This is a genomic window from Actinomycetospora endophytica, from assembly GCF_021026375.1.
In the GTDB taxonomy this organism is placed as follows: domain Bacteria; phylum Actinomycetota; class Actinomycetes; order Mycobacteriales; family Pseudonocardiaceae; genus Actinomycetospora; species Actinomycetospora endophytica.
The window spans coordinates 2,090,109-2,114,985 of record NZ_JAJNDB010000001.1 but is presented as its reverse complement, the minus strand read 5'-3'; the positions used below and the strand labels follow the sequence as shown (position 1 = coordinate 2,114,985).

Sequence of the window (24,877 nt, the reverse complement as noted above, 5' to 3'; positions counted from 1 at the left end):
GAGTCGCATTGACTCAATTCCCGACCCTGTCAGGAATCTCGCGCGGCCAGGACACTGGCCGGTATGACGAGCAGCGAGCCGGATCCGGCCGGCGCCGTGGAGCGCGCGGAGCCGGTGGTGCCGGACCCCGTGACCCCCGCCCTCCCCGCGGACTACACCGACGAGGGCGTCCCGACGTTCGACTTCGTGCGCGACCGCATCCAGGGCCGCATCGCGACGGCCGAGGGTCAGGGCGTGCTCGACGCCGAGACCCCCGAGGGCCGCACGATCGCCCAGCAGGAGGCCGACCGGGACGCGGCGGCGCGTGACCGGCTCGAGCAGATCCGCCGGAGCATGGGCGGCTGAAAAGGTTGCTCGGCTCCGGTGTCGGAGACCCCACACCGCTCCCTCAGGCACTCCACAGCCGCCGCGCGCACCCTGGAGACAACGGTGCGGAAGGGGAGGTCGGGCGATGAGCGTGGCGGCGGTCGCGGGGCGGCGTGACGAGGCGCGGGCGGTGAGCCCGACACCGACGTGGACCGCCTCGGCCCGCGGTCCGCGCCGGAACCAGGCCGACGCCACCGCGCGCTTCGAGGGCCGGGGCCGGGTCGCCGTCGCGATCGCCGACGGCGTCGGGGACTCCGCGGCCGCCGCGCTCGCGGCCCACGCCGCCGCGGACCACGCGGTGCGGGTGGCCGTGCTCGACGGCCGCGCCGACCTCGCCGTCCTCGCGGCCCGCGACGTGCTGCTCGCGGCCGGCACCATGATCGGCGGCGACGCCGCGCTGACCGTCGCCCTCTCCCCCGACCCCGGCGCCGTCGGCGGGACGTGGACCGTCGCGTGGGTCGGCGACTGCCGCGCCTGGTCCTGGGACGGGCGGGCCGTGCACCCGCTGACCCGGGACCACACCGTCGCCTCCGAGATGCAGGCCGCGGGCGTCGCCGTCGCGCAGCGCCTCGAGAACGTGCTGACGACCAGCGTCCGGACGGTCCGCGGCGCGACGGAGATCGGGCTGGTCGCGGTGCCCGCGCCCGCCGCGCTGGTGCTCGCCAGCGACGGCGTCCACCGCAGCATCGACCCGGCGCTCGTCGCCCGGCTCGTCGCCCACGTCCCGCCGCCCGCGCTCGCCCGCACCCTCGTCGACTCCGCCCGCGCCGCGGGCACGCACGACAACGCGACCGCCCTCGTCGTCGAGACCCGGACGCCGGCGCCCGTGATCCCGACGCCCCGGCGGCCCTGAGCCCGGCCCGGCAGACTGGCCGCCGTGCGCGCCCTGTTCGACCTCACCACCGCCTACGAGCCGTCCGACGACGAGCGCCGCGCCCCCGTCCCCGCCGTCGGGGCGGTCCTCTTCGACTTCTCGAACACGCTCTTCCGGATGATCGACGTGCGGACCTGGCTGACGCGGGTCGCGGCGGCGACCGGGCAGGGGTTCGACGTCGACACCGTGCTCGCCGAGGTCGCCACCGCGGCCGCCCGGCCGGACGTCGTCGCCGCGCAGCAGGGCCGTGACCTCTCCGACGCCGCGCACCGGGAGGCCATGCGGGCCTGGTTCTCGCACGTCCCGGCCCTCGCAGGTGTCGAGGACGCCGCGGTCGACGTGCTGCGGGCGCCGGACTCCTGGATGCCCTACCCGGACACGGCGGAGGTCCTGACCGAGCTCGCGGCGCGGGGTGTGCCGGTGGGTGTCGTGTCGGACATCGGGTGGGACATCCGCGTGCACGCGCAGCACGCGGGGGTCGCCGACCTCGTCGGGTCGTGGACGCTCTCGTGCGAGCTCGGGGTCGAGAAGCCCGACCCCGCGATGTTCCGGGCGGCCTGCGCCTCCCTCGACGTCGATCCCCGGGCGACGCTCATGGTCGGCGACAACCCCGCGCGCGACGGCGGCGCGGTGCTCCTCGGATGCCGCTCCTTCCTGCTGCCGGCGGAGCACCGCCTGGGCGAGCGAGGCCTGCGCGCGGTGCTGGACCTCGTCGGTGCCCCGGTGGCCGCGCGCTGAGGGTCGGCGCGTCGAGTTCGGCCGCCCCGCGAGGGGGTCGGCGGCGCGCGCGTGCGGGCTGCGGGCCCACCCACCCCACGAAGGGCACTCCAGGCAGGTTCGACGGCCGCGCGAGCTGCCTCCAGTGCTCTTGATCATGGCGGCGGGGGCGCGCCGGAGCAGGCGGCGGGGCGGGACGGGCGAGGCGGCGGGGCAGGCGGCAAACGCACGCGCAATGCGTCAGCCCAATGCGGCCGCGATCGCGTCGGCGAAGCGCTGCTGTCCCTGCGGCGAGCGGGCGAGCGCGGCGTCGGCGGGGTTGCGCAGGTTCGCGCACTCGACGAGCGCGCTCGGCACCGTCGCGAGGTTGAGCCCGGCGATGTCGGCCCGGCCGTCGAGCCCGCCGCGCCCGATGTAGGTCGCCGGCGTGAACCCGGCCCCGCGCATCGAGGTCACGAGCGCGTCCGCGAGGCCGCGGGCGGGCCCGCGCTGGGCCGCGTTGAGCGGCGGCGCGGAGTAGAGGACGTGGAAGCCGTGCCCGCTCGTCGGGCCGCCGTCGGCGTGGACGGAGACGACGGCGGCCGCCCCCGCCTTCGCACCCGCCTCGCCCCGGACGTCGACGCACGGCCCGACGCCGTCGTCCGAGTCACGGGTGAGGACGACCTTGTAGCCGCGGGCCCGGAGCCGGTCGGCCAGCTTCTGCGACACCGCCCAGGTGAACGCGTGCTCGGCGTACCCGTCGGCCGTGCTCGCGCCGGTGGTGTTGCACGGCTTGGTGCCCCCGCGGCCGTCCGGCACGGGACGGTCGATGCCCGATCCGGGGCCGTTGCGCCCGTTGTGCCCGGGGTCGACGACGATCGTCGCGCCCGGCGGGAGCCCGAACGCCCCGGGCCGCGCCGACGGCGGCGCGGCCGCGGACGGTGCCGGAGCCGACGACGACGGCGGCGCGGCGGGCGGCGTCGTCAGGGGCGCCGTGCTCGAGGCGGGCGCGCTCCCGGGGCCGGCGCAGCTGCACAGGACCGCCACCAGGGTCGCGACGAGGGCGGCACGCGGCGGGCGCGGAGGTGACGGCACGTCGGAGATGGTGACGGTGCCGGGCGCCCGGGACACCACCACGGGGCCGCGTGTCGCCGCCACGCGAGCGTGAAGGTCGACTCAGTTCGTTTCGCATGCTCACGACCCGGGGGAAGCGAGGGGACGTGGCACCCACGATCCCCGACGGCGTCGGCTGGACCGCGCTCGTCGTCTCCGCCCAGCGCGCCGCCGAGTCCCGTCGTCCGGACGCGCTCTTCCAGGACCCGCTCGCCGAGGCGCTCGTCGAGCGCGTCGGCGAGGACGCGATCGCCGCCGGGCCCGGCCCGGACGGCGGAACCGACCAGCGGGGCACCCTCGCCCGCGTGATGGGCGACTTCCTGCCGGTGCGGACGTGCTTCTTCGACCGCGTGGTCACCGAGCACCCCACCCCGCAGGTGGTGATCCTCGCCGCCGGTCTCGACGGCCGCGCCTACCGCCTCGAGCGGCCGGCGGGAACGGTGATCTACGAGGTCGACGTGCCCGAGGTGCTGGCGTTCCGCGACGCGGTCGCCGACGACCTGACCCCGACGGTCGAGCACCGTCCGGTCGCGATCGACCTGCGCGAGGACTGGCCCGAGGCCCTCCTGGCGGCCGGGTTCGACCCGACGGTCCCGACGACGTGGCTCGTCGAGGGACTGCTCATCTACCTGCCCGCCGACGCCGCGGACCTGCTGCTCGACCGGCTCACCGGACTCTCGGCGCCCGGCAGCGCGATCGGCGTGGAGTACGCCGACCGCGACCCGGCCTCCGCCATGACGGGGCTCGCGGGCACCGACGACCCGGGCGCGCAGCTGTTCGCCGACCTGGTCGAGGCCGGGCCCCGCGACTCCCCCGCCCGCTGGCTCGGCTCGCGGGGCTGGACGGTCGAGGAGTCGACGGTGCGCGAGCAGGCCGGGCTCGTCGGGCGGCCGGTCCCCGCGATCATGGACCCGGAGCTTGGCGGGATGGACGCCTGGCTCGCCCGCGCCCGCCGCTGACGCCCACACCCCGCTGACGCTCACACCCCGCCACGCTCACACCGCGCGGCGGGCCCGCAGCGCCGTGACGGCCCCGAGGACCGCGACGACGCCGAGCCCGCCGTAGAGCAGCCGCGCGGACGAGAGGACGTCGGTGCCCAGCGCCACCGCGACGCCCGCGAAGGACGCCCCGAGCGCGACGGCGAGCATCTGCACCATCGTGATCGCGGCCGAGGCCCGGTCGCCCTCGCCGTCGGGCCCGTCGGTGTCCTCGGATCCGGCGGCCATCGCCCCGGCGGAGAGGTGCGGCCAGGCCACACCGACGCCCGCCCCGGCCGCGGCGAGCGCCACCGCCCACACGAGCACGGTCACCACGGAGGCGTCCGCGCTCTGGGACACCGCGAGCGCCGCGAAGCCGAGCACGGTCACCGCGGGCCCGACCGTCACGCACGCCCGCGCCCGGCCGACGCTCGCGCTGACGACCTCGCCGGTCACCCAGCCGCAGGCCAGCGCCACCCCGAGGAACCCCGCCGTCACCGGCTCCAGGCCACCGAGGCGCTGGCCGAACAGCGGCACGAACACTTCCACCGCCGAGGCGCCCACGAGCACCCCGACCACGACGTACAGCGCGCCCAGTCCGCCACCCCGGCGGAAGGTCGCCGCGGGCAGCACCCGCCCGCCGTCGTCACCCGCGCGGCGCTCCACGAGCACCAGCCCGCCGAGCAGCAGCAGGGCGACGACCAGCCCGCCGGTCGCCACCGCGATGCCACGCCCCGTGACGCCCGATCCCGAGACGGCGAGCCCGGAGACGGAGAGGACCGCCGCGGCACCGCCGACCAGCAGGACCGAGGCCAGCGGGAACGGACCCGACGCCCCGGACGGCGCCTGCGCGGTACGCCGCAGCCCGGCCGGGACCCCGGCGCCGACGGCCACGGTGATCACGACCATCGCGACGAACGCCAGCCGCCACTGCCCCGCCTCGGCGAACACCCCGCCCAGCGTGGGTCCGACCAGCAGCCCGACACCCCACATCGTCGAGATCGACGCGCTCGCCCGCGTCCAGAGCCGCCGCGGCAACGCCGTCCGGATCAACGCGTAGGCCAGGCCCGCGAGCAGTCCGCCCCCGATGCCCTGCACAGCCCGCCCGACGAGCAGCACCCCCATGTCCGGCGCGACCGCGTCGATCGCGGTGCCCACCCCGAACGCAGCGAGCGCGAAGGCGTACGCGCGGCGCGCGGGCCACGCGGCGAGCACCCGCCCGACCAGCGCGGACGAGACGACCGCGGTGAGCAGGTAGACGGTGGTGACCCAGGCGTAGAAGCGCTCGCCCCCGATCTCGGCGACGGCCGAGGGCAGCAGGCTCGCGGTGACGTAGGTGTCGGTGGCGAAGAGCAGCACCCCGCCGCAGAGGACGGCCACGGTCGGCCGCCGCCCCGCCGAGAGGAGGTCGCGCCAGCTCCCGTGAGGGACGCCCACCCCGCCGTCGTCCACGTCCACCGACGCTACGTCGCGGGCGGGCGCGACGCCCGGCCGTACGGTGGCGCCGTGCTCGACCGTTATGCCCGGGCCGCGCCGGGCTGGGCCGCCGGCGCCGCCCACGTCTACGGACCGCTCGCCCGCGCCCTCGTCGACGCCGCGCCGCACCCGCTGGCGGGCCGCCGGGTGCTCGACGCCGGGGCCGGCACCGGCCTCGCCGGCGACGCGCTCACGACGGCGGGTGCGCGGCCGGTCGCCCTGGACGTCTCGGCGCCGATGCTGACCGCCGTGCCCGGCGACCAGCCGCGGGTGGTCGGCTCGGTGCTCGCCCTGCCCCTGGCCGACGCCGCGATGGACGACGCCGTCGCCGCGTTCGTCCTCAACCACGTGCATGCCCCGGTGGCGGCCCTCGCCGAACTGGCCCGCGTCGTCCGGCCGGACGGGGCCGTGCTCGCCACGGTGATGTCGGCCGGGAACAGCAGCCCGGTCCGCGACCGGATCGACGTCGTGGCCCGCGCGCACGGCTTCACCCCGCCCGACTGGTACGCCGAGCTGACCGGGGAGCAGGCCCCGCTGCTGGGCTCGGCGGACCGGATGGCCCGGGCGGCGCACGAGGCGGGTCTGGTGGCGGTGCGCGTCGAGGAGGCCCCGGCCGACCTCGGGCTCACCGACCCCGCGGCGCTCGTCGACTACCGCCTCGGGCAGGCGCAGTTCGCGGACTGGCTCGCCGGCCTCGACCCACGGACACGTTCGGCGATCAGAGCCGAGGCACTGGCAGCGGTCGCCCCGGGCATGGAGCCCTACCGGCCCGGTGTGGTCCAGCTCACAGCACAAGTGCCCGGCGATCCTGTCGATCCCGGGGCCGACGCGGCGTGGAGGGTGCGACGGCCCGCGGGGGCCGACACAGGAGGACGACGATGACCCGCTACCTGCTCGCGATCCAGCAGCCCGACGACCCCACCGCCCCCGACGCGCAGCGTCCCGGGCCCGAGCGCCTCGCGGCGATCATGCGCGACGTCGAGGCCGTCCGGCAGGACATGGTCGACGCCGGGGTGTGGGTGTTCTCCGGGGGTCTGCACTCGGGGAGCTCCGCGACGGTGGTGCGCACCCGCGGCGACGAGGTGCTGCTCACCGACGGCCCGTACGCCGAGGGCAAGGAGCAGATCGGCGGGCTGACGATCCTCGACGCGGAGGACCTCGACGCGGCGCTGCACTGGGCGGGCCGGCTCGCGCGGGCCATCCATCCGCTGCCGATCGAGGTCCGGCCCTTCCAGGACTGACGAGGACCGAGGAGCCCCGTGACCGTCGCCGAGGTGTTCGCCCGGGAGTACGGACGCTGCGTCGCCACGCTCACCCGCCTCCTCGGCGACATCGACCGCGCCGAGGAGGCGGTCGCGGACGCCTTCGGGGTCGCCGTCGAGCGCTGGCCGGACCTGGACGGCGGCCTGCCGCCCAACCCGGGCGGCTGGATCGTCACCACCGCCCGCCGTCGGGCGATCGACCGGATGCGACGGGACGCGGCGCGTGAGGGCAGGCAGGTCGCGGTGGCCCGGCTGGCCGTCGAGGGCGACGACCCTCCCGAGGAGGTGGGCCCGGTGGCGGACGACCGGCTCCGGCTGCTGTTCACCTGCTGCCACCCGGCGCTGGCCGCTCCGGCGCGGGTCGCGCTGACGCTGCGGCTGCTCGGCGGCCTGGACACCCCGGCGATCGCGCGGGCGTTCCTGGTCCCGGAGACGACGATGGCGCAGCGGCTGGTCCGGGCGAAGGCGAAGATCCGCGACGCGAACGTGCCCTACCGGGTGCCCCGGGACGCCGACCTCCCCGACCGGCTGTCCGCGGTCCTCGCCGTCGTCTACCTGATCTTCACCGAGGGACACACCGCGACGTCGGGCGCCGCCGACCGGCCCGACCTCGCCGCCGAGGCCGTCCGGCTGGCCCGGCTGGCGACCGAGCTGATGCCCGACGAGCCGGAGGCCCTCGGGCTGCTGGCGTTGCTGCTGCTCACCGACGCCCGCCGTCCCGCGCGGGTGACCGATGACGGGTCGCTGGTGCCGCTGGCCGAGCAGGACCGATCCCGCTGGGACGCGGCCTCGATCGCCGAGGGGCACGAGCTGGTGCGCCGCTGCCTGCGACGGGGCGCTCCCGGCGTCTACCAGATCCAGGCGGCGATCAACGCCGTGCACACCGACGCCCCGACGGCGGCCGCGACCGACTGGCGGCAGATCCTCGCCCTGTACGACCAGCTCGCGGCCCTCGACCCGGGCCCGGTCGTCGCGCTGAACCGGGCCGTCGCGCTCGCGGAGGTCGACGGGCCGGGGCCCGCCCTCGCCGTCGTCGACGGCCTCGATCTGCCCCACCACCACCTGCGCGACGCCGTCCGCGCGGACCTGCTCACGCGGCTGGACCGGCCCGACGAGGCCCGGGAGGCGCTCGACGCGGCCCTCGACGGCACCGCGAACCCGGCCGAGCGGGCGCTGCTGGCCCGGCGCCGCGCCGCACTGACCTAACGCTTGCGGGCCACCACTCCGAGCGCGCACCGCTGCGCCGGCTCGAGCTCACGCAGCCGCGGCCCGTCCGGCCACCAGTCGGCGAGCCGGACCAGGCCCGGGTCGATGATCTCGAGCTCCGGCGGGATCAACGCCTCGATCTCGGCGCGCGTGCGGAAGAGGCCGGTGCCCATCGGGCTGTTCACCATGACCTCCTCGATCCGGCGGGCGACGACGCTGTCGTCGTCCTGCGGGTCGTAGAAGTGGGTGAGCGCGAGGTAGGAGCCCGACGGCAGGGCGTCGACGTATTCGGCGACGATCTCGGCCGGCGTCGGGGTGCCGTCGTAGTGGTGCAGCACCCCGAGCAGGAAGAGCGCGATCATCGTCTGCTCGTTCTCCTCGAGCAGCGCCCGACTGTGGGCGATGCTCGCCGTGTCCCGGTCGACCCGGACCGGACCCTCGGTAGTCGACTACGCCGACCGGGTCGTACCTGCCATGCGTTGCCTCACCTGATCGTTCGATCGAACCGGCGGCCATCACGACCTGGGATGACGCCTCGCCCGGGCACACTGGGCGCCGGGGTGCCGCGGACGAGGATCCAGGGTTCTCAGCGTACGAGAATCCGCCGACGACCTGTAGTGTCCCGAATCCGGGCCGTGACCGTCGGGCCCGTGACGGCCCACCCCGAGGGCGACCGGAGGACACGCGTGGCCAGCGACCAGGCTCCCGATCCGCACGACGCCCCCGGTGACGACGTCGGGCCGACCGCTCGGCGGATCATCGTCGGGGCCCAGCTGCGGCGCCTGCGGGAGAACGCGGACGTCACCCGGTCGATCGCCGGCTACCACATCCGGGGTAGCGAGTCCAAGATCAGCCGGATGGAGTCCGGCAAGGTCGGCTTCAAGCCCCGGGACGTCGAGGACCTGCTGACGCTCTACGGCGAGCACGACACCGAGCGCCGCGACCACCTGCTCGGCATCGCCAAGCGCAGCAACGAGCCCGGCTGGTGGCAGCGCTCCGGTGACGCGGTGCCGGACTGGTTCTCGGAGTACGTCGGCCTGGAGTCCGCGGCCGTGCGCATCCAGACCTACGAGCTGCTCTTCGTGCCCGGCCTGTTGCAGACCCCGGACTACGCCCGGGCGATCGTCACCCGCGGCCACCCGGAGAACGCGGGCCATCTCGCCGAGGAGCGCGTCCGCGTCCGGATGAACCGGCAGCGCCTGCTCGCGCGCCCGGACGCGCCGCGGCTGTGGGCGGTCGTCGACGAGTCGGTCCTGCATCGGCCGATCGGCGGGCCCGCCGTCCTGGCCGGCCAGCTCGACCACCTCCTGGAGATGTCCCGCCGGCCCAGCATCAGCCTGCAGGTCGTGCCGAATGCGCTCTCCGGCTACGGCGGCGAGGCGGCGTTCACGATGCTGCGCTTCGCCGAGGCCGACGTCCCGGACATCGCCTACATCGAGGGCCTCACCGGCGCGCTCTACCTCGACCGGCAGGGCGAGGTCGAGGAGTACACCCGCGTCATGGACCAGCTCACCATCGACGCCTACAGCCCGGAGGAGACCCGGAGCCTGCTCGGCAAGCTCCGTTCCGGCCTGGACTGACCCCTCCTCTGGCGCTGCGTGACCGCCGACACGCGCAGCGTGCCCGTTTGCACATGCAGACGCCCCGGGCCGGTGTTACGTTCACTCGCACAGCAAGCGGCACGTGCGAGAGACGGACAGGTGGCTGATCCCGACCCATGCACACCTCGGCGTCGCATCTGAGCGACGCGCAGTGGCGGAAGAGCCGGTACAGCGGCGCGCAGGGCAACTGCGTCGAGCTCGCGGCGGTCTCGACCGGCGGGAGCGCGGGCGTGGCGGTGCGCAACTCCCGGTTCCCGGACGAGCCCGCCCTGCTGCTGACCCGCTCGCAGCTCGCCACACTGATCGCCGAGGTCAAGGCCGGCGGCTTCGACGACCTGCTCGAGGGCGCGTGATGACCACCCTCCCGGCGTCGCGCCGCGGCGCCGCCCCGTCGGCGGTCCGCGCCACCTGGCTCACGTGCGCCCTCGACGGCCGCGACCACGCCGTCGTCGATCACGACCCGGAGTCCGGCGCACACCTCTCGGCGTGCGCGAAGACGGTGTGGGCCTCCTCGCTCGCGAGCCCGCCGGCGGCCCGCTGCCCGGACTGCGACGACTCGACGGGCGGGTCGCCCCGTCGTCGTCCCGGGCTGCTCGGACGCTGGCTCGGCCGCCGGGCCGCCTGAGCCCGCAGCCCTCTCCCCGAGGGGGGTCGGGACGGCTCTCCTTCGAGGGGGCCGGACGCCCCCGGCGAAGGACTCGCCGCCCCGCGGTACGTCGCTAGCGTCGGCCCGTGGACGACACCCCGGACGTCGCCGTCGTCGGTGCAGGCATCGCCGGTCTCACCGCCGCCCGGGAGCTCCGGCGGCGAGGGCTCGACGTCGTCGTGCTGGAGCGCGACGACCACAGCGGCGGGCGCATCCGCAGCGAGCACCGGCCCGGCGTCCTGCTCGAGCACGGCGGCATCTTCCACACCCACGCCTACACCTCGATGCGCCGGCTGCTGGCCGAGCACGGCCTGGCCGAGGCCGCCCGGCCCACCGCCACCGGGTTCCACGCGGGCGTCCTGCGCGACGGGGTCTTCCGCCACGCCGACCTCGGCTCGGTGACCGGCCCGCTGCTCACCCGCCTGCTCGGTGTCCGCGACAAGGCCTCGCTGCTGCGGGTCGCAGGCCCGATGCTGCTCGCCCGGCCGGCGGACCTCGGCGACCTGACCTCGATGCGCCGCTTCGACACCCGCTCCGCCGCGGCGGGCCTGTCCGCCGCCACGGCCGGCTACCTGACGGCCGGGCCGCACGAGTTCCTCTGGGGCGTCCCCTCGACGGAGCTGTCGGCCGCCGTGTTCGCGCTCCAGCTGCACGTGTTCACCGGCGAGCTGCGGGAGGTCTCCGGCGGCATCGGCCGCCTCGTCGCGGCCGTCGCCGGTGGCACCGACGTCCGGCACGGGACAGTGGTCTCGGCGATCCGTCCGGAACCGGACGGTGTCCGGGTGGAGGTCGAGGGAGGAGATGCGCTGCGGGCACGGTCGGTCGTGCTGGCGTGTCCCGCGGACGCGGCCGCCGGCCTCTGGCCCGACGCCCCCGCACCGGTCCGCGCCCACGTGCGGGCGATGGACCACTCCCGCATCGACTACGTCTACCTCCGCACCCGCCGACCGGTGGAGCTGCACGCCGAAGGCCGGCCGGTGGGCATGGAGGTCATCACGAGCCCGGAGGTCGGCGGCCGGACGATCGGCGGCATCTACGGGGCGAACGCCTGGGTCGACGACGGCGGCATGCTGCTGGTCACCGCCGCCCGCGCGGCCCGGGCCGAGGACCTCGGTGACGACGAGCTCGCCGACCGGCTCCAGGCCGACGTCGAGAAGCTGCACCCCGAGGTCGTCGGGGAGGTGACCGACCGGGTGGTCATGCGCCACCAGCCCTACACCCCGACGTTCCGGCCGGGATCGGTGAGGCGCCTGGCCGAGGTGCGGCGGCACCTGCCGGCCGGCCGGGTCGATCTCGCCGGTGACCACATGAGCGCCCCGTGGGTGGAGGGCGCGATCCGCAGCGGTGAGCACGCCGCGGCCCGCGTCGGGGCGGCGCTGCGACGCTGAGGCCCCCGGCCGGTCAGTCCGCGACGGCCTCGTCCGGCAGACCGTCCTCCTCGGCCGGGGACCACGGCGGCGCCCCCGCGGCGGACCGCCGTGACGCCGAGGACGCGACCGCCTTGCGCACCGTCCAGGTGTCGACCGCGCACTCGGGCGGGCCCGCGCCCGTCCGCTCGCTCCAGACCGCGACAGCGGCGCCGGTGACCGTGTAGCCGAGCCGCTCGAAGGTGCGCCGGGCCGCCTCGTCGGTGACGTCGACGGCGGCGACGAGCGTGGCGCAGCGGCGCCGGATGGTCCGCACCTCGATGTCGGCGAGCAGCCGGCCCAGCGCGCCGAGGTCCCGCGGCTCCCGGGCGGTGACGATGCGGGCGTCGTCGAACTGGACGCCGTACCCGGCGGCCGCCGCGGCCCACACCTCGCCGTCGGCGCCGATCACCAGCAGGTCGCCGTCGTCCCGGGTCTCGAGCATCTCCTGGACCTCGGACAGGAAGCGGCTCCGGGCGGACGGCGAGCCACCGGCGAGGCGATCGAGGTCCTCGCCGAGCAGGTCACGGACCTGCATCGACTCGACGTCATCCACCGGCAACTCCGGGTTCGAGGGCATGGCCCCCCGCATTCAGGGTATCGGTATGGTGTGTTCGCCGTTACAGCTGTGGGATCGACCTCGGCGAGGAGGCGCAATGGCGGTGGCGACGAGCGGGCCGGAGAGCTCGACCGGGGACCCGGACCGGGTCGGCGCCCTGCTCCCGGCTGACCGCGACGACGTCGTGGACCTGGTCGGGGCGGTCGCCCGGGTCACGGGTTCGCTCCCCGTCATCGGCGCGGACGCGGTGCGCGACCACCGGACGGCGCGGCGGGCCCTGGACCTCGCCTGGGACCAGCTCCTGTCCGTGATGTCGACCAGCCCCACCGTCACCGCCCCGGCGGTCGACCTGCTGCGGCGGGTCAAGGAGGTCGACGACGCCCTGCTCCGGCGGGACATCGCGGCCCGCGACCAGCTCTTCCACCGGGTGCGGGAGGCCCTCGCGGCACTCTCGGACATCCAGTCGACGGCGGCGCTGATCGCCAGGGTCCCCCAGCTCGCCTGCGCGCTCGGGTTCGACCGGGCGATCATCTCCCGCGTCGAGGACGCGGTCTGGATTCCCGAGAACGTCGTCGTCGAGCGGGACCCGACCTGGGCGGGCGAGATCCTCGCCATCGGCCGGGAGAACCCGCTGACGCTGACCGCCGCGCTGCCCGAGAGCGAGATCCTCCGCCGGCGCGTGTCGCTGGTCGTCGAGAACGTCCAGCAGCGCGAGAGCGTCCACAAGCCGATCGCCGACGCGTCGCTCTCCCGCAGCTACGCCGCGAGCCCGATCCTCACCGCCGGCGACGTCGTCGGCTTCCTGCACTGCGACTGCTACTACCAGCAGCGCGACCTCGACGAGACCGACCGTCAGGTCCTGGCGACGTTCGCCGAGGGCCTCGGCCAGGTGCTCGCCCGGACGATGATGCTCGACCAGGTCGGCGCGGTGCGCAGCGGCCTGAACGACATCGCGTCCCGTCTCGGGGCGCCCGGCCTCGCCGGTGGTCCGGCGGACGCCTTCCGCGGACTGTGGTCCGGCGCGGCGCCCGCGGAGCAGGCTCCCGCGCCCGCCCCCGCGGCGGACTCCGGTTTCGGGTCGCGGACGCAGGCCGCGAGCTCCGTCGGGAAGGCCGACCTCACCCGCCGGGAGCTCGAGGTGCTCCGGCACATGGCGGCGGGCGACACCAACGCCCGGACCGCGCGCCGGCTCGTGATCTCCGAGGGCACGGTGAAGTCGCACGTCAAGCACATCCTGCGCAAGCTCGGCGCCGCGAACCGCGCCGAGGCGGTGTCGCTGTGGTGGCAGATGCAGGACCGCGGACACCGGGGCGCCAGCGCCTGACCGGACGCGGCACCGACCCGCCGGTCCCCGACACCCCCGTGTCGGCGACCGGCAGGCCGGTGCCTCCGCTCAGTCCTTCGCCTCGGGGGTGAAGGTGAACGGGAGCCGCTTCACGCCGCGCATGAAGTTGGTGCCCAGGAGCTCGGGCTCCCCCGCCGCGAAGTCGGGGATGCGCGTGAGCAGTTCACGGAACAGCGACCGGAGGGCCGACTTCGCGAGCTGGTTGCCGAGGCAGAAGTGCGCCCCGCCGCCGCCGAAGCCGACGTGCGGGTTCGGCTTGCGCGAGAGGTCGAACCGCTCGGGCTCGGTGAACACGTCCGCGTCCTGGTTGCCCGACGGGTAGAACATGACGACCTTGTCGCCGGGGATGATCTTCTTCCCGCCGAGCTCGGTCTCCTTGACCGCGGTGCGCCGGAACGTCATGACCGGCGAGGCGTAGCGGACGAACTCCTCGACGGCGGTGTCGATACGCCCGTCGAAGTCCTCCGCGAGCCATTCCCGCTGCTCGGGGTGGTGGGTCATCGCGCGGACGGTGAACGCCGAGGTGTGCTTGGTGGTGTCGGTGCCCGCCACCGACATGAGGACGAGGAACGCCCCGATGTCGAAGTCGTCGAGCTGCTCGCCGTCGACCTCCGCGTTCAGCAGCGCGGTCATGAGGTCGTCGCCCGGCTCCTCGCGGCGCAGCGCGATGAGCTCCTCGGCGATCTCGTGCAGGGTGGCGGCGGCCTCGACCTGCACCTCGTCGGCCGGGCGACCGGCGAGATGCTCCGGGTCGGCCCACGCGATGATGTCGCCCGCGGCCTTCACGGTGCGCGTGCGCATGTGCTCGGGGATGCCGAACATGTCGCAGAAGATGCGCTCCGGGAGCCGCTCACCGCAGCGCTCCACGAAGTCGATCTCGCCCGTCTCCGAGGCGAAGGAGTCGACGATCTCCCGCGCGGCCGTCGCGATCTGCTCCTCGAGCCGGCGGACCTGCTTCGGGGTGAACGCCGCCGAGACGAGCTTGCGGAGCTTGTCGTGCCTCGGGTTGTCCATCGCGAGGAACGACTGCGTCATCTGCAGGAAGATCTCGGGCAGCAGGTCGAACAGCACGCCCTGGCCGGAGATGAAGGTGTCGTTGTCCCGGCTGACCTTGACGATGTGCTCGTGCTTCGTCAGCGCCCAGTAGCCCGGGTCCTCGGGGTCCGGGGTGACCGCGTCCTCCACCGGACGCTGCCAGGAGACCGGGTCGGTCTCGCGCAGCACCTTGAACCGGTGCTCGCGCTCCTCGGAGGTCTGGTTCCAGAAGTCCTTGGACGAGATGTCGACGTCGCTGTGCTCGGGCTTCTCGTCCGAGGTCGCCGGGAGGAACTCCGGACCCTCGGACTCGTCGTCGTCGAAGATGGCGTCCCACTCGGCGGGCGCCGTGGTCTCGGTGGTCACCGGTGTACCTCCAGGAGATGAAACAGGAAGGACGAGGCGTCCCGTGGCCCGCCGGCGGGGGTGGACGGCGGGCCACGGGCGCGGGGAAGCTCAGTCGCCGGCGTGACTGAGCAGGACGTCGTAGGGGCGGGCGTCGCGGCTGCCCGAGAGGTCGAGGTGGATGCCCTTGACCTCGGTGAACGCGTCCAGGGCGTCCGGCCCGAGTTCCCGCCCGGTGCCGCTCTGCTTGTAGCCGCCGAACGGCACCGCGCAGTTGATCTGGTGCGCGTCGTTGATCCACACCGAGCCGGCCCGGATCCGGTCCGCGATCTCAAGCGCCCGCTGGTTGTCGGCGCTCCACACCGAGGCGGCCAGGCCGTACTCGGTGTCGTTCGCGATGGCGACGGCCTCGTCCTCGTCGTCGTAGGCGATGACGGACAGGACCGGGCCGAAGATCTCCTCCTGGGCGATCCGCATGTCGTTGCGGACGCCGGTGAAGATCGTCGGCTCGACCCAGTAGCCGTGGGTGAACCGCTCGCCGTCGGGAACGCCGCCACCGAGGGCCACCGTGGCGCCCTCGGCCCGGCCGCTCTCGATGTAGCCCAGGACGCGCTCCTGCTGCTTGGCGCTGACCAGGGGACCCATGTCGGTCTCCCAGTCGCGGGTGTCGCCGAGCTGGATCGTCGAGGCCCGCTCCACGAGCCGGTCGACGAACTCCTGCTCGCGCTCCCGCGGGACCAGCAGGCGGGTCATCGACTCGCAGACCTGACCGCTGTAGAGCATGCAGCCGTAGAGCACGCCGTCGACGGTCGTCTCGAGGTCGGCGTCGTCGAGCACGACCGCGGGCGACTTGCCGCCGAGCTCCAGCGTCACCGCCTTCACCGTGCCCGACGCCAGGCGCATCACCTCGCGCCCGACCGCCGTCGACCCGGTGAACCCGATCTTCCCGACGCCGGGGTGCGACGCCAGGCGGGAGCCGGCGTCCGCCCCGATCCCCGGGACGACGTTGAACACGCCGGGCGGCATGCCGCACTCCAGGGCGATCTCGGCCAGGGCGAGCGCCGAGAGCGGCGTCTTCTCGTCCGGCTTGAGCACCACGGAGTTCCCGACGGCGAGCGCGGGCGCCCACTTCCACAGCGACAGCAGCAGCGGGAAGTTCCACGGGGCGATCGCGCCGACCACACCGATCGGTTCGCGGCGCACCGAGCTCTGGCCGAGCGTCGGGAACTGGGCGCGGGGCCCGGGCCGCTCGAACTCGTAGCGGGCCGCCAGGTCGGCGAAGTACTCGAGGTGCGGCGCGCAGTACCCGACGTGGAAGCCGGTGGCCTGCCGGATCGTCGCCCCGTTGCCGAGGATCTCCAGCTCGACGATGTCCTCGAGGCGCTCGCCGAGCAGCGTCGACATCTTCCGCAGCACGTCGGCGCGCTCGGCCGGTGTGGCGCGCGACCAGTCGCCGCCGTCGAACGCCCGCTGCGCGGCCTCGACGGCCCGGTCGATGTGCTCGGCGGTCCCGCAGGCCGCCGTCGCGACGACCTCACCGTTGGACGGGTCGATGATCTCGAGCTTGTCGTCGGTGTCGACCTTCTCGCCACCGATGATCAACGGGTGGTGAGGCAGCGCCGATGGTCCAGCTCCGCTGCGCTCCGTGTCCTGTGTGGCCGTCATGACGTCGGGTCCAGGACGATCTTGGTGGCCTCGCGGGCCTCGAACATCCGGTAGGCCTCGGCGGCCTCCGACATCGGCATCCGGTGGGAGATGAACCGGCTCGGGTCGAGCTTGCCCGCCGCGATCAGCGCGAGCGTCTCGTCCATGTAGTTGATGATGTTCGCGACGCCCTGGTGGATCGTCACGCCCTTGAGGTACAGCTCGCCGAACGGCAGCTCGATGGAGTCCTCGGTGTAGACGCCGGGGATGGAGAGCGCGCCGCCCGAGGCGACCAGCGAGCAGGCCGACAGCAGCGCCGACGGGTGCCCGACGGCGTCGATGACGACGTCCGCGCCGCGCCACTCGGTGAGGTCCTGGACGGCCTCGGCGGGGTCGGTCTCGGTGGCGTCCACCCCGATCGCGCCGATCGCCTCGGCCTCCTTCAGCCGGGCGGCGACCTTGTCGACGACGGCGACCTGGCCGGCGCCGAGCACGTTCGCGGCCATTGCGGCGCACAGGCCCACGGGACCGGCGCCGACGACGGCGACGGTGTCGCCCGGGCGCATCACCTTGCGGACTGCCTCGTAGCCGGTGGCCATGATGTCGCCGACGAAGAGCTTGTCCTCGTCGTTGCCCGCGCCCTCGCCGCTGATCTTGCGCATCGTCAGGTCGGCGTTCGGCACGACCACGTACTCGGCCTGGCCACCCGAGAGCGACCCGAACACGATGCCGAGGCCGAAGATCCGGGTGCCGAGGCACTGGCCCGGCCGCGAGCGGCGGCAGTTGTAGCAGGCGCCGCAGCTGACGACGCAGGAGGCGACCGCGCGGTCCCCCTCCTCGAACTGCGTCACCGAGGCGCCGGTCCCGACGACGGTGCCGAGGAACTCGTGGCCCAGGACCACGTCCTCCTCGAGCTCGAGACGACCCTCGTAGGGGTGCAGGTCGGTGCCGCAGATCGCGGTCTTCTCGACCTTCAGCAGCACGTCACCGGGGTCGGTGATCGTCGGGACCTCGACGTCGTCGACGCGGACGTCGTGGGCCTTGCGCAGCAGGACCGCGCGCATCGTGGCCATGGGGTGCTCCTCGCCGATCCCTCGTCGCTCAGCCCGCGACCTTGGCGTCCTTCTCGGCCACCAGGTCCCGGTAGATCGGGAACAGCGGCTTCGTCAGCGGGACGAGCTTGAGGATCTTGTTGACGGGGCCCTTGGCCTTGACCTCGCCCTTGGCCAGGCCGACCGCGAGGTTGTACTCACCGCGCCAGAACTTGTCGCCGGTGTCGGACTTCATCATCAGCGTGATGTCGGGCTTCTCGTCGGTCGGCCCGGTCGTCACGTCGATGGCCGGGTCGCGCATGACGATGTTCATCTCGCACGCCGGGTCGGTGTAGTAGACCTTGAGGAAGATGCCCGACGCGCGGAGCTTGGGGCCGGACTCCGGGTGGTCGTTCGCGGCGCGGAAGACCCCGCCGATGTAGGTGTCGACCTCGGCCGCGTCGTTGAAGAAAGCCATCGTGCGCACTCCTCGTCCCGGTGTGGCGCGCGCCCCGGGAGGCGGACCGACGCTCGGGGTCGCGGTCCGCGCCGTCCCTGGTCAGCGCGATGTGACACCCATCGTCGGGGGCCCGGGATCGGGGGGAACCTCCCCCGGGAGGCACCCCCCTCCCCCCTTCGCTGGGGTTTCCGGGCAGGCCTCAGGTGGAGGCGACCAGGAACTCCTCGGCGGGGGTGACACGCAGCCCGTCGGCACGGCCGTCGAAGTAGGCCCGGTTCAGCTCGTCCGCTCCGGCGACACGCGCCTCCCGGAACCCAGCGGAGCGGGCCAGCGCGACGATCTCGTCGGGCGCGAAGTAGCTCAGGAACGGGGTGCCGGCCGCTGCCGCCCCGGCCGCGGAGAGATCGCGGAAGTGCCGCGCGGTGCCGTCGAGCATCTCGCTCGGCGGCTGGAACGTCATCGCGACGGTGGAGTGTGCGGCGAGGCCGGCGAGCCGTTCCAGGGTCGCCCGGTTCGCCTCCCGGGTGAGGTACATGCTCACCCCGGTCGACGAGACGACGGCCGGCCTGCCCGGGTCGAACCCGGCCGCGAGCAGGGCGTCCCACCAGGCGCCCTCGGCCTCGAAGTCGGCGGGGACGAACCGGAGTCTCTCGGGGGGCGTGAGTCCGAGCTCGGGGATGCGTCGTCGTTTCCACGCCGAGGTGTCGGGCTGGTCGACCTCGAAGACCTCGGCGTGGAGGTTCGGATGGCGCAGGGCGAAGGTGTCCAGGCCGGCGCCGAGGACGACGTACTGGGTGGTGCCGGCGGCGTGACGCTGGAGGACCAGGTCGTCGACGAACCGGGCCCGGGCGACCATCCCGGCGCGGGCTCCGCGCGTGGTGCCGGGCTCCATGTCGGGCCGGTCGCGCCAATCGTCGTCGGGCGCGGCGAGCTCGAGGGCGAGGGTGTCGTCCATGACCGGTGGGGCCGCGTCGACCTCGAGGTGGAGCGCCCGCCAGAGGGCCACCCGGACCGCGGTGTGGTCGGGCACCACGCTCGTCATCGCGCGCTTCCGCCCGGGGCCCGGACCGTCCACGAGCGCCCGTCGGGGTCGCGGACGACCATCTCGCGCGTCCCGTAGTGGGTGTCGGCGAACGGCTCCTCGATCTGCAGCGACGGGTCCGGGTGATAGGTGGCGGCGTCGAGGACCGTCAGGACGAGGCTGCTCCTCGTCGGCTCGTCCTCCGGCACCTCGACCACGAAGACCGTCGGGCCGCCGTCGGCGCGGAACTGGCCGGAGTGGTGGTCGGTCTCGAAGTCCAGCTCGAAGCCGAGCGCGGTGAAGAACTTCGCGGTCCGGCCCCAGTTGTGGGTCTCCAGGATCACCGCGTGGATCCCCTCGACGGTGCTCGTCATGGTTCGCTCCCCTCGTCGTCAGGTGCCGGACGCGTGAGGTGATCGCGGAGTGCCTCGGCCACCAGGGCGGAGAGCGACTGCTCGTTCTCGAGCGCGCGGAACTTGACCTGCTTGATCAGGTCGACCGGCAGATAGACGTTGAACTGCTTGACCTCGTCGGCCACGCTAGAATGCTAGCAAGCTAGACAGGTAGCCACCAGGCATGTCAGCGATGCGCCATCGCTGACGTCAGACGTCAGCGACGGACCATCGCTGACAGGGGGCCAGTGCTAGTCCCTCAGCGTCGGCCCCGGAGCATCGTCGCCACCGAGCGCGAGCACCTCGGTGAACCCCTCGACGAGACACCGCCCGAACAGTTCCCGGTCGGTGATCGCCGCCGGGTCGATGTTGGCCCCGACGCAGCACGTGTCGCCGTGCGTCAGCATCGTGATCATGGCCGCGCACCCGGGGCGGGGCGCGTACGGATACATCCGCTCCACGCGGGCGCCGGCCAGGAAGACGTCCTCGCGGATGCCCGGGACGTTGGAGGCCTGCAGGTCGTTGCCCTTGGTGATGCTGCCCGCGACGGCGGCGATCGCCGATCCGGGCAGGCGCGCCAACAGCGGCGACATCAGTCCGATGTCGTCGGCCGCGGGTTCCGCCCGGCCACGGGCGACGTCGTCGGCGACCTGCCGCATCCGTACGGCCGGATCCTTCTCGGCGATCCGGCCCGACAGGCGCAGCGACGCGATCTTGTTGCCGCCGCCCTGGTCGTCGGCGGCGCGCAGCGACACCGGGATCGCCATCCGGATCTCCTCGGCCGGTGTGCCCAGGGCCTCGTGATAGCGGCGGAAGCCGCCGAGGAGCGCCGCCACGTAGGCGTCGTTGACCGTCCCGCCGCCGGCCTTCGCGGCGGCCCGCAGCGGCGCGAACGGCAGGTCGAGCGCCACGAACTTCCAGTCCGGCCCGCGCGTCGCGAGCAGCGGGGAGGCGGCCCCGCCCGGGTCGCCGATGACCCGGATCGCCGACATCCCGAACGCGACGGCGTCCCGGGCCTTCGCGATCGGGTCGCGCAGCGCCGAACCGGCCGCACGCAGCACGTGGGTCGGCACCGACGCGAGCGCCTCGGCGTCGTGGCGGACCTGGCGCCCGAGCGCGGTCCACGGCCCGGGACCGTCGCCGAGCGGCGGGAGCGGCTGCGGCTTGTCCGGGTCGGTCTCGCGGTGCCGGTTGAGCAGCCCGGAGAACAGCTGCACGCCGCCCATGCCGTCGGTCGTGGCGTGGTGGAGCTTCAGCAGGTAGGCGGCCTTCCCGTCGGGCAGGCCCTCGATGAGCAGCGCCTCCCACGGCGGGCGCTGCCGGTCGAACGGCGTGGTGGCGAGGTGCTCGGCGGCCGCGAGGGCACCGGGCCAGCCGTCGCCCTCGGCGAGCGAGATACGGCGCACGTGGCGGGACAGGTCGAAATCCGGGTCCGGGGCCCACACCGGCGTCCCCAGCCCGAGCGGCGGCTCCACCACCCGCTTGCGGAAGCGCGGCACCATCCGGGTGGCCCAGTCGTGCGCGGCGACCAGCCGGGGCCAGTCCGGGGCGGTGTCGAGCAGGGCGAACGCGACCATGGTCGAGCGCAGCGCGGGATCGGCCTCGGCCCGCCACATCAGCGTCTCGAACGGCGACATCTCGTCCGAGTCGGCCCACGCCAGCCCGGTCTCACTCACCGCGCGCCTCCGCCTTCTCCTCGGCCAGCCCGAGGGTTTCGAGGAACAGTCCACGCACGTCGGCCACGTGCTCGTTCATGGTCCCGAGGCGCCAACCGGTCGTGTCGACCGGGGGATGGACGACCACCCGCACGGTGCCGGGGCGCAGCGACCGGTCGAAGCGCCACATGAGCTCGCCGGTGTTCTCCAGCACGATCGGCACCATCGGCACGCCCGCCTGCATCGCCATGTGGAAGGCGCCCTTCTTGAACCGGCCGGGCCGCGGGGTGGTCGAGCGGGTGCCCTCGGGGGCCAGCGCCAGCGAGGTCCCGGCCTGGAGCCGGTCGACGGCCGGTGCGAGCGCCTCCCTGGCCTGGGCCGTGTTCCCGCGCTCCACGAACGCCACGTCGGCGAGCTGGAAGAGCTGACCGAACAGCGGCATCGACTTCGCCTCGGCCTTCGCGACCCCGGTGAAGTCGCGCCGCAGCAGGGACAGCACGACGATCGCGTCGAGCAGGCTCTGGTGGTTGAAGACGAACACCGCGGGGCGGGCCGACCAGAGGTGCTCCTCCCCCGACACCACCTCCACGTCGATGCCGGCGAGGCCCAGGCCCAGCTCCGAGCCCAGCGAGCCGGCGAGCGTCCACGCGCGTCGGCGCCGCGCGCCCCCGTGCAGGAAGCCGGTGGCGACCCCGACGGCGGTGGCCGCCGTGAACCCGCCGTAGAAGCCCAGCGTGCCGCCGAGCGCCTCCACGGGCGGGACGGACCCGCGCGGAGCGACCGGGAGCGCGGGCCGGAGCTCGTCGGGCTCGCCGACGACGGCGGAGTGCGCGACGAGGTCGAGCAGCGGCCGCTCGGACGCGGGCCCGTAGGCGAACGCGCTCGTGAGGTCGGCGTCGTGCGCGTCCGCCCAGGCGGAGACCGCGTCGGCGGCCGGCCCACCCGAGCACACCGGGGACGCGATCCCCCCGACCTGGCCGTCGTCGACCGACACCCGGGTGCACACGACGTCGTCGGCGCCCAGCTCCCGGGCGATCGGCTCGACCTCGGCCGTGGTGGCCGCGGAGACCAGCACGACCCGGTGCCCACGGCGGGCGTGCCCGACGGCGAGTCGCCACACCTCGGGGTGCAGCCAGGACGCGGTCGTCGAGCGGAACGTCGTCCGTCCCTCCTTGGCGACCTCGTCGACCGGGCGCCCCTGCCGCGAGCGCACGACCTGCTCGACGTCGGCCGGGGTCACCTCGGACGGCCCGTCGACACCGGAGCGGATCTGGGCCGCGAACCGGCCCCAGGACGACGCCGGAGCGGCGAACGGCGCGAGCGGGGAGCCCGCCAGCAGCCCGCCGTCCACGACGACGAACGCGGTCACCACCGGTCCCGACGGCGCCGCGGCGATGCGCTCGTCGAGCGAGTCCTCGGCGGGCGAGTGCGGCCCGAACGCGTCACCCCGTGTCATGCGAGCAGCTCCTCGGTCAGTCGGTCCTCGATGCGCGCGAGCTCGATGAGCCGCTCGCGGACCCCGGCGATCTCGTCGCGGAACGCCACGCGGCCCGCGGCGCCGTCCGTGCCCGTGGCCGCGTCGAGCAGGCCGCGGTTGTCGGCCAGGTCGAGCGCGGACCCGTAGAGCTCGGTCGACACCGAGTCCGGCCGCGCCACCCGGCCCTGGCGCAGCATCTGGGTGCCGAGCCCGAGGCATTCCCGGACGAAGGACTTCCGGTCCACCGCCGTCCCCGGGTCGAGCTCCGCCAGCTTCGTCGCGACCACCCACTGCGCGTCGACGAACGAGCGCAGGGTCCGGGGCGCGACGAGGAACCGGGTCCACTGCAGCAGCGTCGCGGCGGACGGGTCCTCGACCGCCTCCCGCACCCGCTCCCGCCAGTCCACGTCGACCATCGCCGCCTCGGCCGAGATCTCGTCGGAGAAGCGCCGCTTCGGCGGGAAGAAGAACTCGAACTTCAGCAGGTCACGGAGCGCGAGCGCCTCCTCCCAGGCGACGTCGACCGGGTCGCGGCCCGGCTGCTCCCGCGAGGCGGTGAGCAGCGCGAGCTCGACGATCGCGCGATTGACGAAGTGGTGGATGGCGCCGTTGCGGTAGAACGCGGCGACCCGGTGGCGCCCCTCGCGCACCGACCACACCGGCTCCTCGCCGCCGGCGTAGCGGTCGGCCACCTGACCGCTGACCAGCCGGTCGAGGGTCCGCTCGATGCCCTCCCCGCGCAGGCCCTCGCGCGGCCCGGGGCGGCCCAGCCGGTCGAGGTGGTCGAGCAGCGGCTCGGTGGTGACCCGGATCTGATCGAGCGTCAGGGCCCGGCCGCCGGCGCCGAGCAGGGCGAACGTGACCAACGCCGTCGGGGTGGCCGGGGTGGCCCGGTTGATCCCGTCGCAGATGGTGAAGGCGACCTTCTCCAGGCGCGCCTTGCCCTCGCCCGCCTCCTCCAGGGCCTCCCGGAGCGAGAACGGCTCGCCGAACCGGACCCGGGCGGTGCCCGAGTTGCTCACCTGGCCGCGGACGTAGCGGGCGAGCCAGCCGAGGCCCTCCGCGGACTTCCCCTCCCCGCCCTGCTCGGCGGCCATCGCGTCGACCTCGAACATCCGGTCGTAGACGAGCGAGGTCGGCACGAGCTGCACGTCCGGGGCGCGCCCGTCGTCGAGGGCGCCGGTGAGGTAGCTCAGCAGGCCCATCCGGGGGCGGCGCAGCTTGCCGGTGCGCGACCGGCCGCCCTCGACGTACCACTCGAGGTTGAACCGCTTGGAGACGAGGTGCGCGATGTACTCGCGCAGCGCCAGCCGGTACACCGGGTCGTCGCCGCTGGTGCGGCGGATGAACACGACGCCGGCGCGCTTGCCCAGCGGCCCGATCGGCCAGAACGCCATGTTGTTGCCGCCGAGCATGGTGTTGCGCGGCAGGTCGTGGGCGCGCAGCACCTCGGCCAGCACGAGCGGGTCCGCGTAGGAGCGGTGCGTCGGCAGGAACACCAGCGGCGCGGTCCGGTTCAGCTCGCGCAGCGGCTCGACCGTCTCGCTGTCGACCTCGACGTCCCACGCCGAGGTGTGCATCGGCGCGAGCGCGGTCCGGAAGGCGTCGATGGCGACCGGGCTCTGCACCGTCGCCAGCTCGCCCAGGCGTGCCCGGGCGTCCGCGAGCAGGTCCTCGAAACCGCGCCCGGTCTCCCCGGCGAGCTCGCGCAACCGCTCCCGGAAGCGCGTCGAGGCGACGATCTGCTCGACCACCATCCGCGGCACGGTGTAGTGGTCGCCGATCAGCGCGCGCTCGGCCCGCTCGCACGCGAGCACCCCCGCGCGGTGGACGTAGGCCGCCAGGGAGTCCTCCCGGGCCTCGGCGTCGTGCCGGCGCCGCAGGTCCGACAGCGTCGCCGGCTCGCCCTCGACCAGCCGGACGCGATCCGGCGAGTTCCGCGCCAGACGGCGTTGCCAGAAGCCGGGCGGGCGGCGGGGCCCGAGCAGCGCGACGAGGTCGGCGGGCTTCGGCTTCTCGGGCGGAGCCCCGGTGCCGTCGGCCCACTCGGCCGCCCGGGTCGGTGGCAGCCAGGTCACCCGGACCGGCACGACGGTCGTCGTCGGGTCGGCGTCGCGCAGCGCCCGGTGCAGGGCGGACTCGTCGAGGCAGACCGGGGCCTCGGGATGGTTCCGGGCGGCCCAGTCGGTGAGGAGCTCGCGCTCCGGAGCGGTCCGCGCGGCGCCGAGCACGACGACCGGCGGGTCCGTCCTCGGCGTACTGGCGGCTTCGTCGACGATGACGGCCACGG

26 protein-coding genes are annotated in these 24,877 nt (G+C 74.6%); 12 read left to right on the top strand and 14 right to left on the bottom strand.

All coding sequences use genetic code 11. From position 1 onward, the window contains the following. The first annotated feature begins 63 nt into the window (after positions 1-63). The 3 genes from LQ327_RS10410 to LQ327_RS10400 all read left to right on the top strand — a co-directional run bounded on the left by LQ327_RS10410 (position 64) and on the right by LQ327_RS10400 (position 1,978). Positions 64-345, top strand: a complete 282-nt coding sequence (locus tag LQ327_RS10410; protein WP_230732620.1) for a hypothetical protein — start codon at positions 64-66, stop codon at positions 343-345. A 106-nt stretch (positions 346-451) separates the two neighbouring features. Next, on the top strand, positions 452-1,219 hold the full coding sequence (locus LQ327_RS10405) for a PP2C family protein-serine/threonine phosphatase (RefSeq protein WP_230732617.1): 768 nt from the start codon (positions 452-454) through the stop codon (positions 1,217-1,219). A gap of 24 nt (positions 1,220-1,243) precedes the next feature. Beyond that, positions 1,244-1,978: an HAD family hydrolase gene (locus LQ327_RS10400; RefSeq protein WP_230732614.1), complete on the top strand. Its 735-nt coding sequence runs from the start codon at positions 1,244-1,246 to the stop codon at positions 1,976-1,978. A 219-nt stretch (positions 1,979-2,197) separates the two neighbouring features. Here the strand turns inward: LQ327_RS10400 and LQ327_RS10395 are convergent, their stop codons facing one another. Beyond that, complete coding sequence (locus LQ327_RS10395) at positions 2,198-3,094, bottom strand: N-acetylmuramoyl-L-alanine amidase (protein WP_230732612.1); 897 nt, start codon at positions 3,092-3,094, stop codon at positions 2,198-2,200. Between the two features lie 62 nt (positions 3,095-3,156). Between LQ327_RS10395 and LQ327_RS10390 the strand changes: the two genes are divergently transcribed. Next, positions 3,157-4,008 carry an SAM-dependent methyltransferase gene (locus LQ327_RS10390; RefSeq protein WP_230732609.1) on the top strand — a complete coding sequence of 284 codons (852 nt, stop codon included), beginning with the start codon at positions 3,157-3,159 and terminating at the stop codon, positions 4,006-4,008. 36 nt (positions 4,009-4,044) lie between these two features. Here the strand turns inward: LQ327_RS10390 and LQ327_RS10385 are convergent, their stop codons facing one another. After that, positions 4,045-5,478, bottom strand: coding sequence for an MFS transporter (locus LQ327_RS10385; RefSeq protein ID WP_230732606.1), 1,434 nt, complete (start codon positions 5,476-5,478; stop codon positions 4,045-4,047). Between LQ327_RS10385 and LQ327_RS10380 the strand changes: the two genes are divergently transcribed. The 3 genes from LQ327_RS10380 to LQ327_RS10370 are packed head-to-tail and all read left to right on the top strand — an operon-like array spanning position 5,449 to position 7,970. Beyond that, positions 5,449-6,384 (top strand): class I SAM-dependent methyltransferase, encoded by a 936-nt coding sequence (locus LQ327_RS10380; protein ID WP_230732603.1) that lies wholly within the window; start codon positions 5,449-5,451, stop codon positions 6,382-6,384. The genes LQ327_RS10385 and LQ327_RS10380 overlap by 30 nt on opposite strands. Beyond that, a complete protein-coding gene (locus tag LQ327_RS10375) occupies positions 6,381-6,743 on the top strand; it encodes a YciI family protein (protein ID WP_230732600.1) in 363 nt (120 codons plus the stop codon). The genes LQ327_RS10380 and LQ327_RS10375 overlap by 4 nt, the downstream gene beginning before the upstream one ends. An 18-nt stretch (positions 6,744-6,761) precedes the next feature. Beyond that, the gene (locus LQ327_RS10370) at positions 6,762-7,970 is read left to right on the top strand and encodes an RNA polymerase sigma factor (protein WP_230732598.1); all 1,209 of its coding nucleotides are present in this window, start codon (positions 6,762-6,764) and stop codon (positions 7,968-7,970) included. Here the strand turns inward: LQ327_RS10370 and LQ327_RS10365 are convergent. After that, on the bottom strand, positions 7,967-8,332 hold the full coding sequence (locus LQ327_RS10365; RefSeq protein ID WP_308286276.1) for an SAM-dependent methyltransferase: 366 nt from the start codon (positions 8,330-8,332) through the stop codon (positions 7,967-7,969). The two genes, LQ327_RS10370 and LQ327_RS10365, sit on opposite strands and share 4 nt — an antisense overlap. A gap of 324 nt (positions 8,333-8,656) precedes the next feature. Here LQ327_RS10365 and LQ327_RS10360 point away from each other — a divergent pair, with 324 nt between their 5' ends. The 4 genes from LQ327_RS10360 to LQ327_RS10345 all read left to right on the top strand — a co-directional run bounded on the left by LQ327_RS10360 (position 8,657) and on the right by LQ327_RS10345 (position 11,605). Continuing rightward, complete coding sequence (locus LQ327_RS10360) at positions 8,657-9,550, top strand: helix-turn-helix domain-containing protein (RefSeq protein WP_230732594.1); 894 nt, start codon at positions 8,657-8,659, stop codon at positions 9,548-9,550. A gap of 137 nt (positions 9,551-9,687) precedes the next feature. Next, complete coding sequence (locus LQ327_RS10355; protein ID WP_230732591.1) at positions 9,688-9,924, top strand: DUF397 domain-containing protein; 237 nt, start codon at positions 9,688-9,690, stop codon at positions 9,922-9,924. Next, positions 9,924-10,196 carry a hypothetical protein gene (locus LQ327_RS10350; protein WP_230732588.1) on the top strand — a complete coding sequence of 91 codons (273 nt, stop codon included), beginning with the start codon at positions 9,924-9,926 and terminating at the stop codon, positions 10,194-10,196. Before LQ327_RS10355 ends, LQ327_RS10350 begins: the two co-directional genes overlap by 1 nt. Positions 10,197-10,303: 107 nt before the next feature. Beyond that, positions 10,304-11,605 (top strand): flavin monoamine oxidase family protein, encoded by a 1,302-nt coding sequence (locus LQ327_RS10345; protein WP_230732585.1) that lies wholly within the window; start codon positions 10,304-10,306, stop codon positions 11,603-11,605. A gap of 13 nt (positions 11,606-11,618) precedes the next feature. On the opposite strand, the gene LQ327_RS10340 is transcribed toward LQ327_RS10345, so the two are convergent. Further along, positions 11,619-12,179, bottom strand: a complete 561-nt coding sequence (locus LQ327_RS10340; RefSeq protein ID WP_230732583.1) for a GNAT family N-acetyltransferase — start codon at positions 12,177-12,179, stop codon at positions 11,619-11,621. Positions 12,180-12,279: 100 nt separating this feature from the next. Here LQ327_RS10340 and LQ327_RS10335 point away from each other — a divergent pair, with 100 nt between their 5' ends. Next, positions 12,280-13,506: a LuxR C-terminal-related transcriptional regulator gene (locus LQ327_RS10335; protein WP_230732580.1), complete on the top strand. Its 1,227-nt coding sequence runs from the start codon at positions 12,280-12,282 to the stop codon at positions 13,504-13,506. 69 nt (positions 13,507-13,575) lie between these two features. Here LQ327_RS10335 and LQ327_RS10330 read toward each other — a convergent pair whose 3' ends face one another. The 10 genes from LQ327_RS10330 to LQ327_RS10285 all read right to left on the bottom strand — a co-directional run bounded on the left by LQ327_RS10330 (position 13,576) and on the right by LQ327_RS10285 (position 24,875). Further along, positions 13,576-14,928, bottom strand: a complete 1,353-nt coding sequence (locus tag LQ327_RS10330; RefSeq protein ID WP_230732578.1) for a cytochrome P450 — start codon at positions 14,926-14,928, stop codon at positions 13,576-13,578. Positions 14,929-15,018: 90 nt separating this feature from the next. Next, positions 15,019-16,572: an aldehyde dehydrogenase family protein gene (locus tag LQ327_RS10325; protein ID WP_230732562.1), complete on the bottom strand. Its 1,554-nt coding sequence runs from the start codon at positions 16,570-16,572 to the stop codon at positions 15,019-15,021. Next, a complete protein-coding gene (locus tag LQ327_RS10320) occupies positions 16,569-17,624 on the bottom strand; it encodes an alcohol dehydrogenase catalytic domain-containing protein (protein ID WP_230732560.1) in 1,056 nt (351 codons plus the stop codon). Before LQ327_RS10320 ends, LQ327_RS10325 begins: the two co-directional genes overlap by 4 nt. Positions 17,625-17,652: 28 nt before the next feature. Further along, complete coding sequence (locus LQ327_RS10315; protein WP_230732556.1) at positions 17,653-18,060, bottom strand: SCP2 sterol-binding domain-containing protein; 408 nt, start codon at positions 18,058-18,060, stop codon at positions 17,653-17,655. Positions 18,061-18,241: 181 nt separating this feature from the next. Beyond that, the gene (locus tag LQ327_RS10310) at positions 18,242-19,084 is read right to left on the bottom strand and encodes a class I SAM-dependent methyltransferase (protein ID WP_230732542.1); all 843 of its coding nucleotides are present in this window, start codon (positions 19,082-19,084) and stop codon (positions 18,242-18,244) included. Then, on the bottom strand, positions 19,081-19,437 hold the full coding sequence (locus tag LQ327_RS10305; RefSeq protein ID WP_230732539.1) for a VOC family protein: 357 nt from the start codon (positions 19,435-19,437) through the stop codon (positions 19,081-19,083). The genes LQ327_RS10310 and LQ327_RS10305 overlap by 4 nt, the downstream gene beginning before the upstream one ends. After that, entirely contained in the window at positions 19,434-19,601 is a 168-nt protein-coding gene (locus LQ327_RS10300) for a CopG family transcriptional regulator (protein ID WP_230732536.1), read from the bottom strand. The genes LQ327_RS10305 and LQ327_RS10300 overlap by 4 nt, the downstream gene beginning before the upstream one ends. 105 nt (positions 19,602-19,706) lie before the next feature. Then, positions 19,707-21,131, bottom strand: coding sequence for a wax ester/triacylglycerol synthase domain-containing protein (locus LQ327_RS10295; protein WP_230732534.1), 1,425 nt, complete (start codon positions 21,129-21,131; stop codon positions 19,707-19,709). Then, the gene (locus LQ327_RS10290) at positions 21,124-22,566 is read right to left on the bottom strand and encodes a 1-acyl-sn-glycerol-3-phosphate acyltransferase (protein WP_230732531.1); all 1,443 of its coding nucleotides are present in this window, start codon (positions 22,564-22,566) and stop codon (positions 21,124-21,126) included. Before LQ327_RS10290 ends, LQ327_RS10295 begins: the two co-directional genes overlap by 8 nt. Further along, a complete protein-coding gene (locus LQ327_RS10285; protein ID WP_230732528.1) occupies positions 22,563-24,875 on the bottom strand; it encodes a glycerol-3-phosphate 1-O-acyltransferase in 2,313 nt (770 codons plus the stop codon). Before LQ327_RS10285 ends, LQ327_RS10290 begins: the two co-directional genes overlap by 4 nt. Positions 24,876-24,877: the final 2 nt, after the last annotated feature.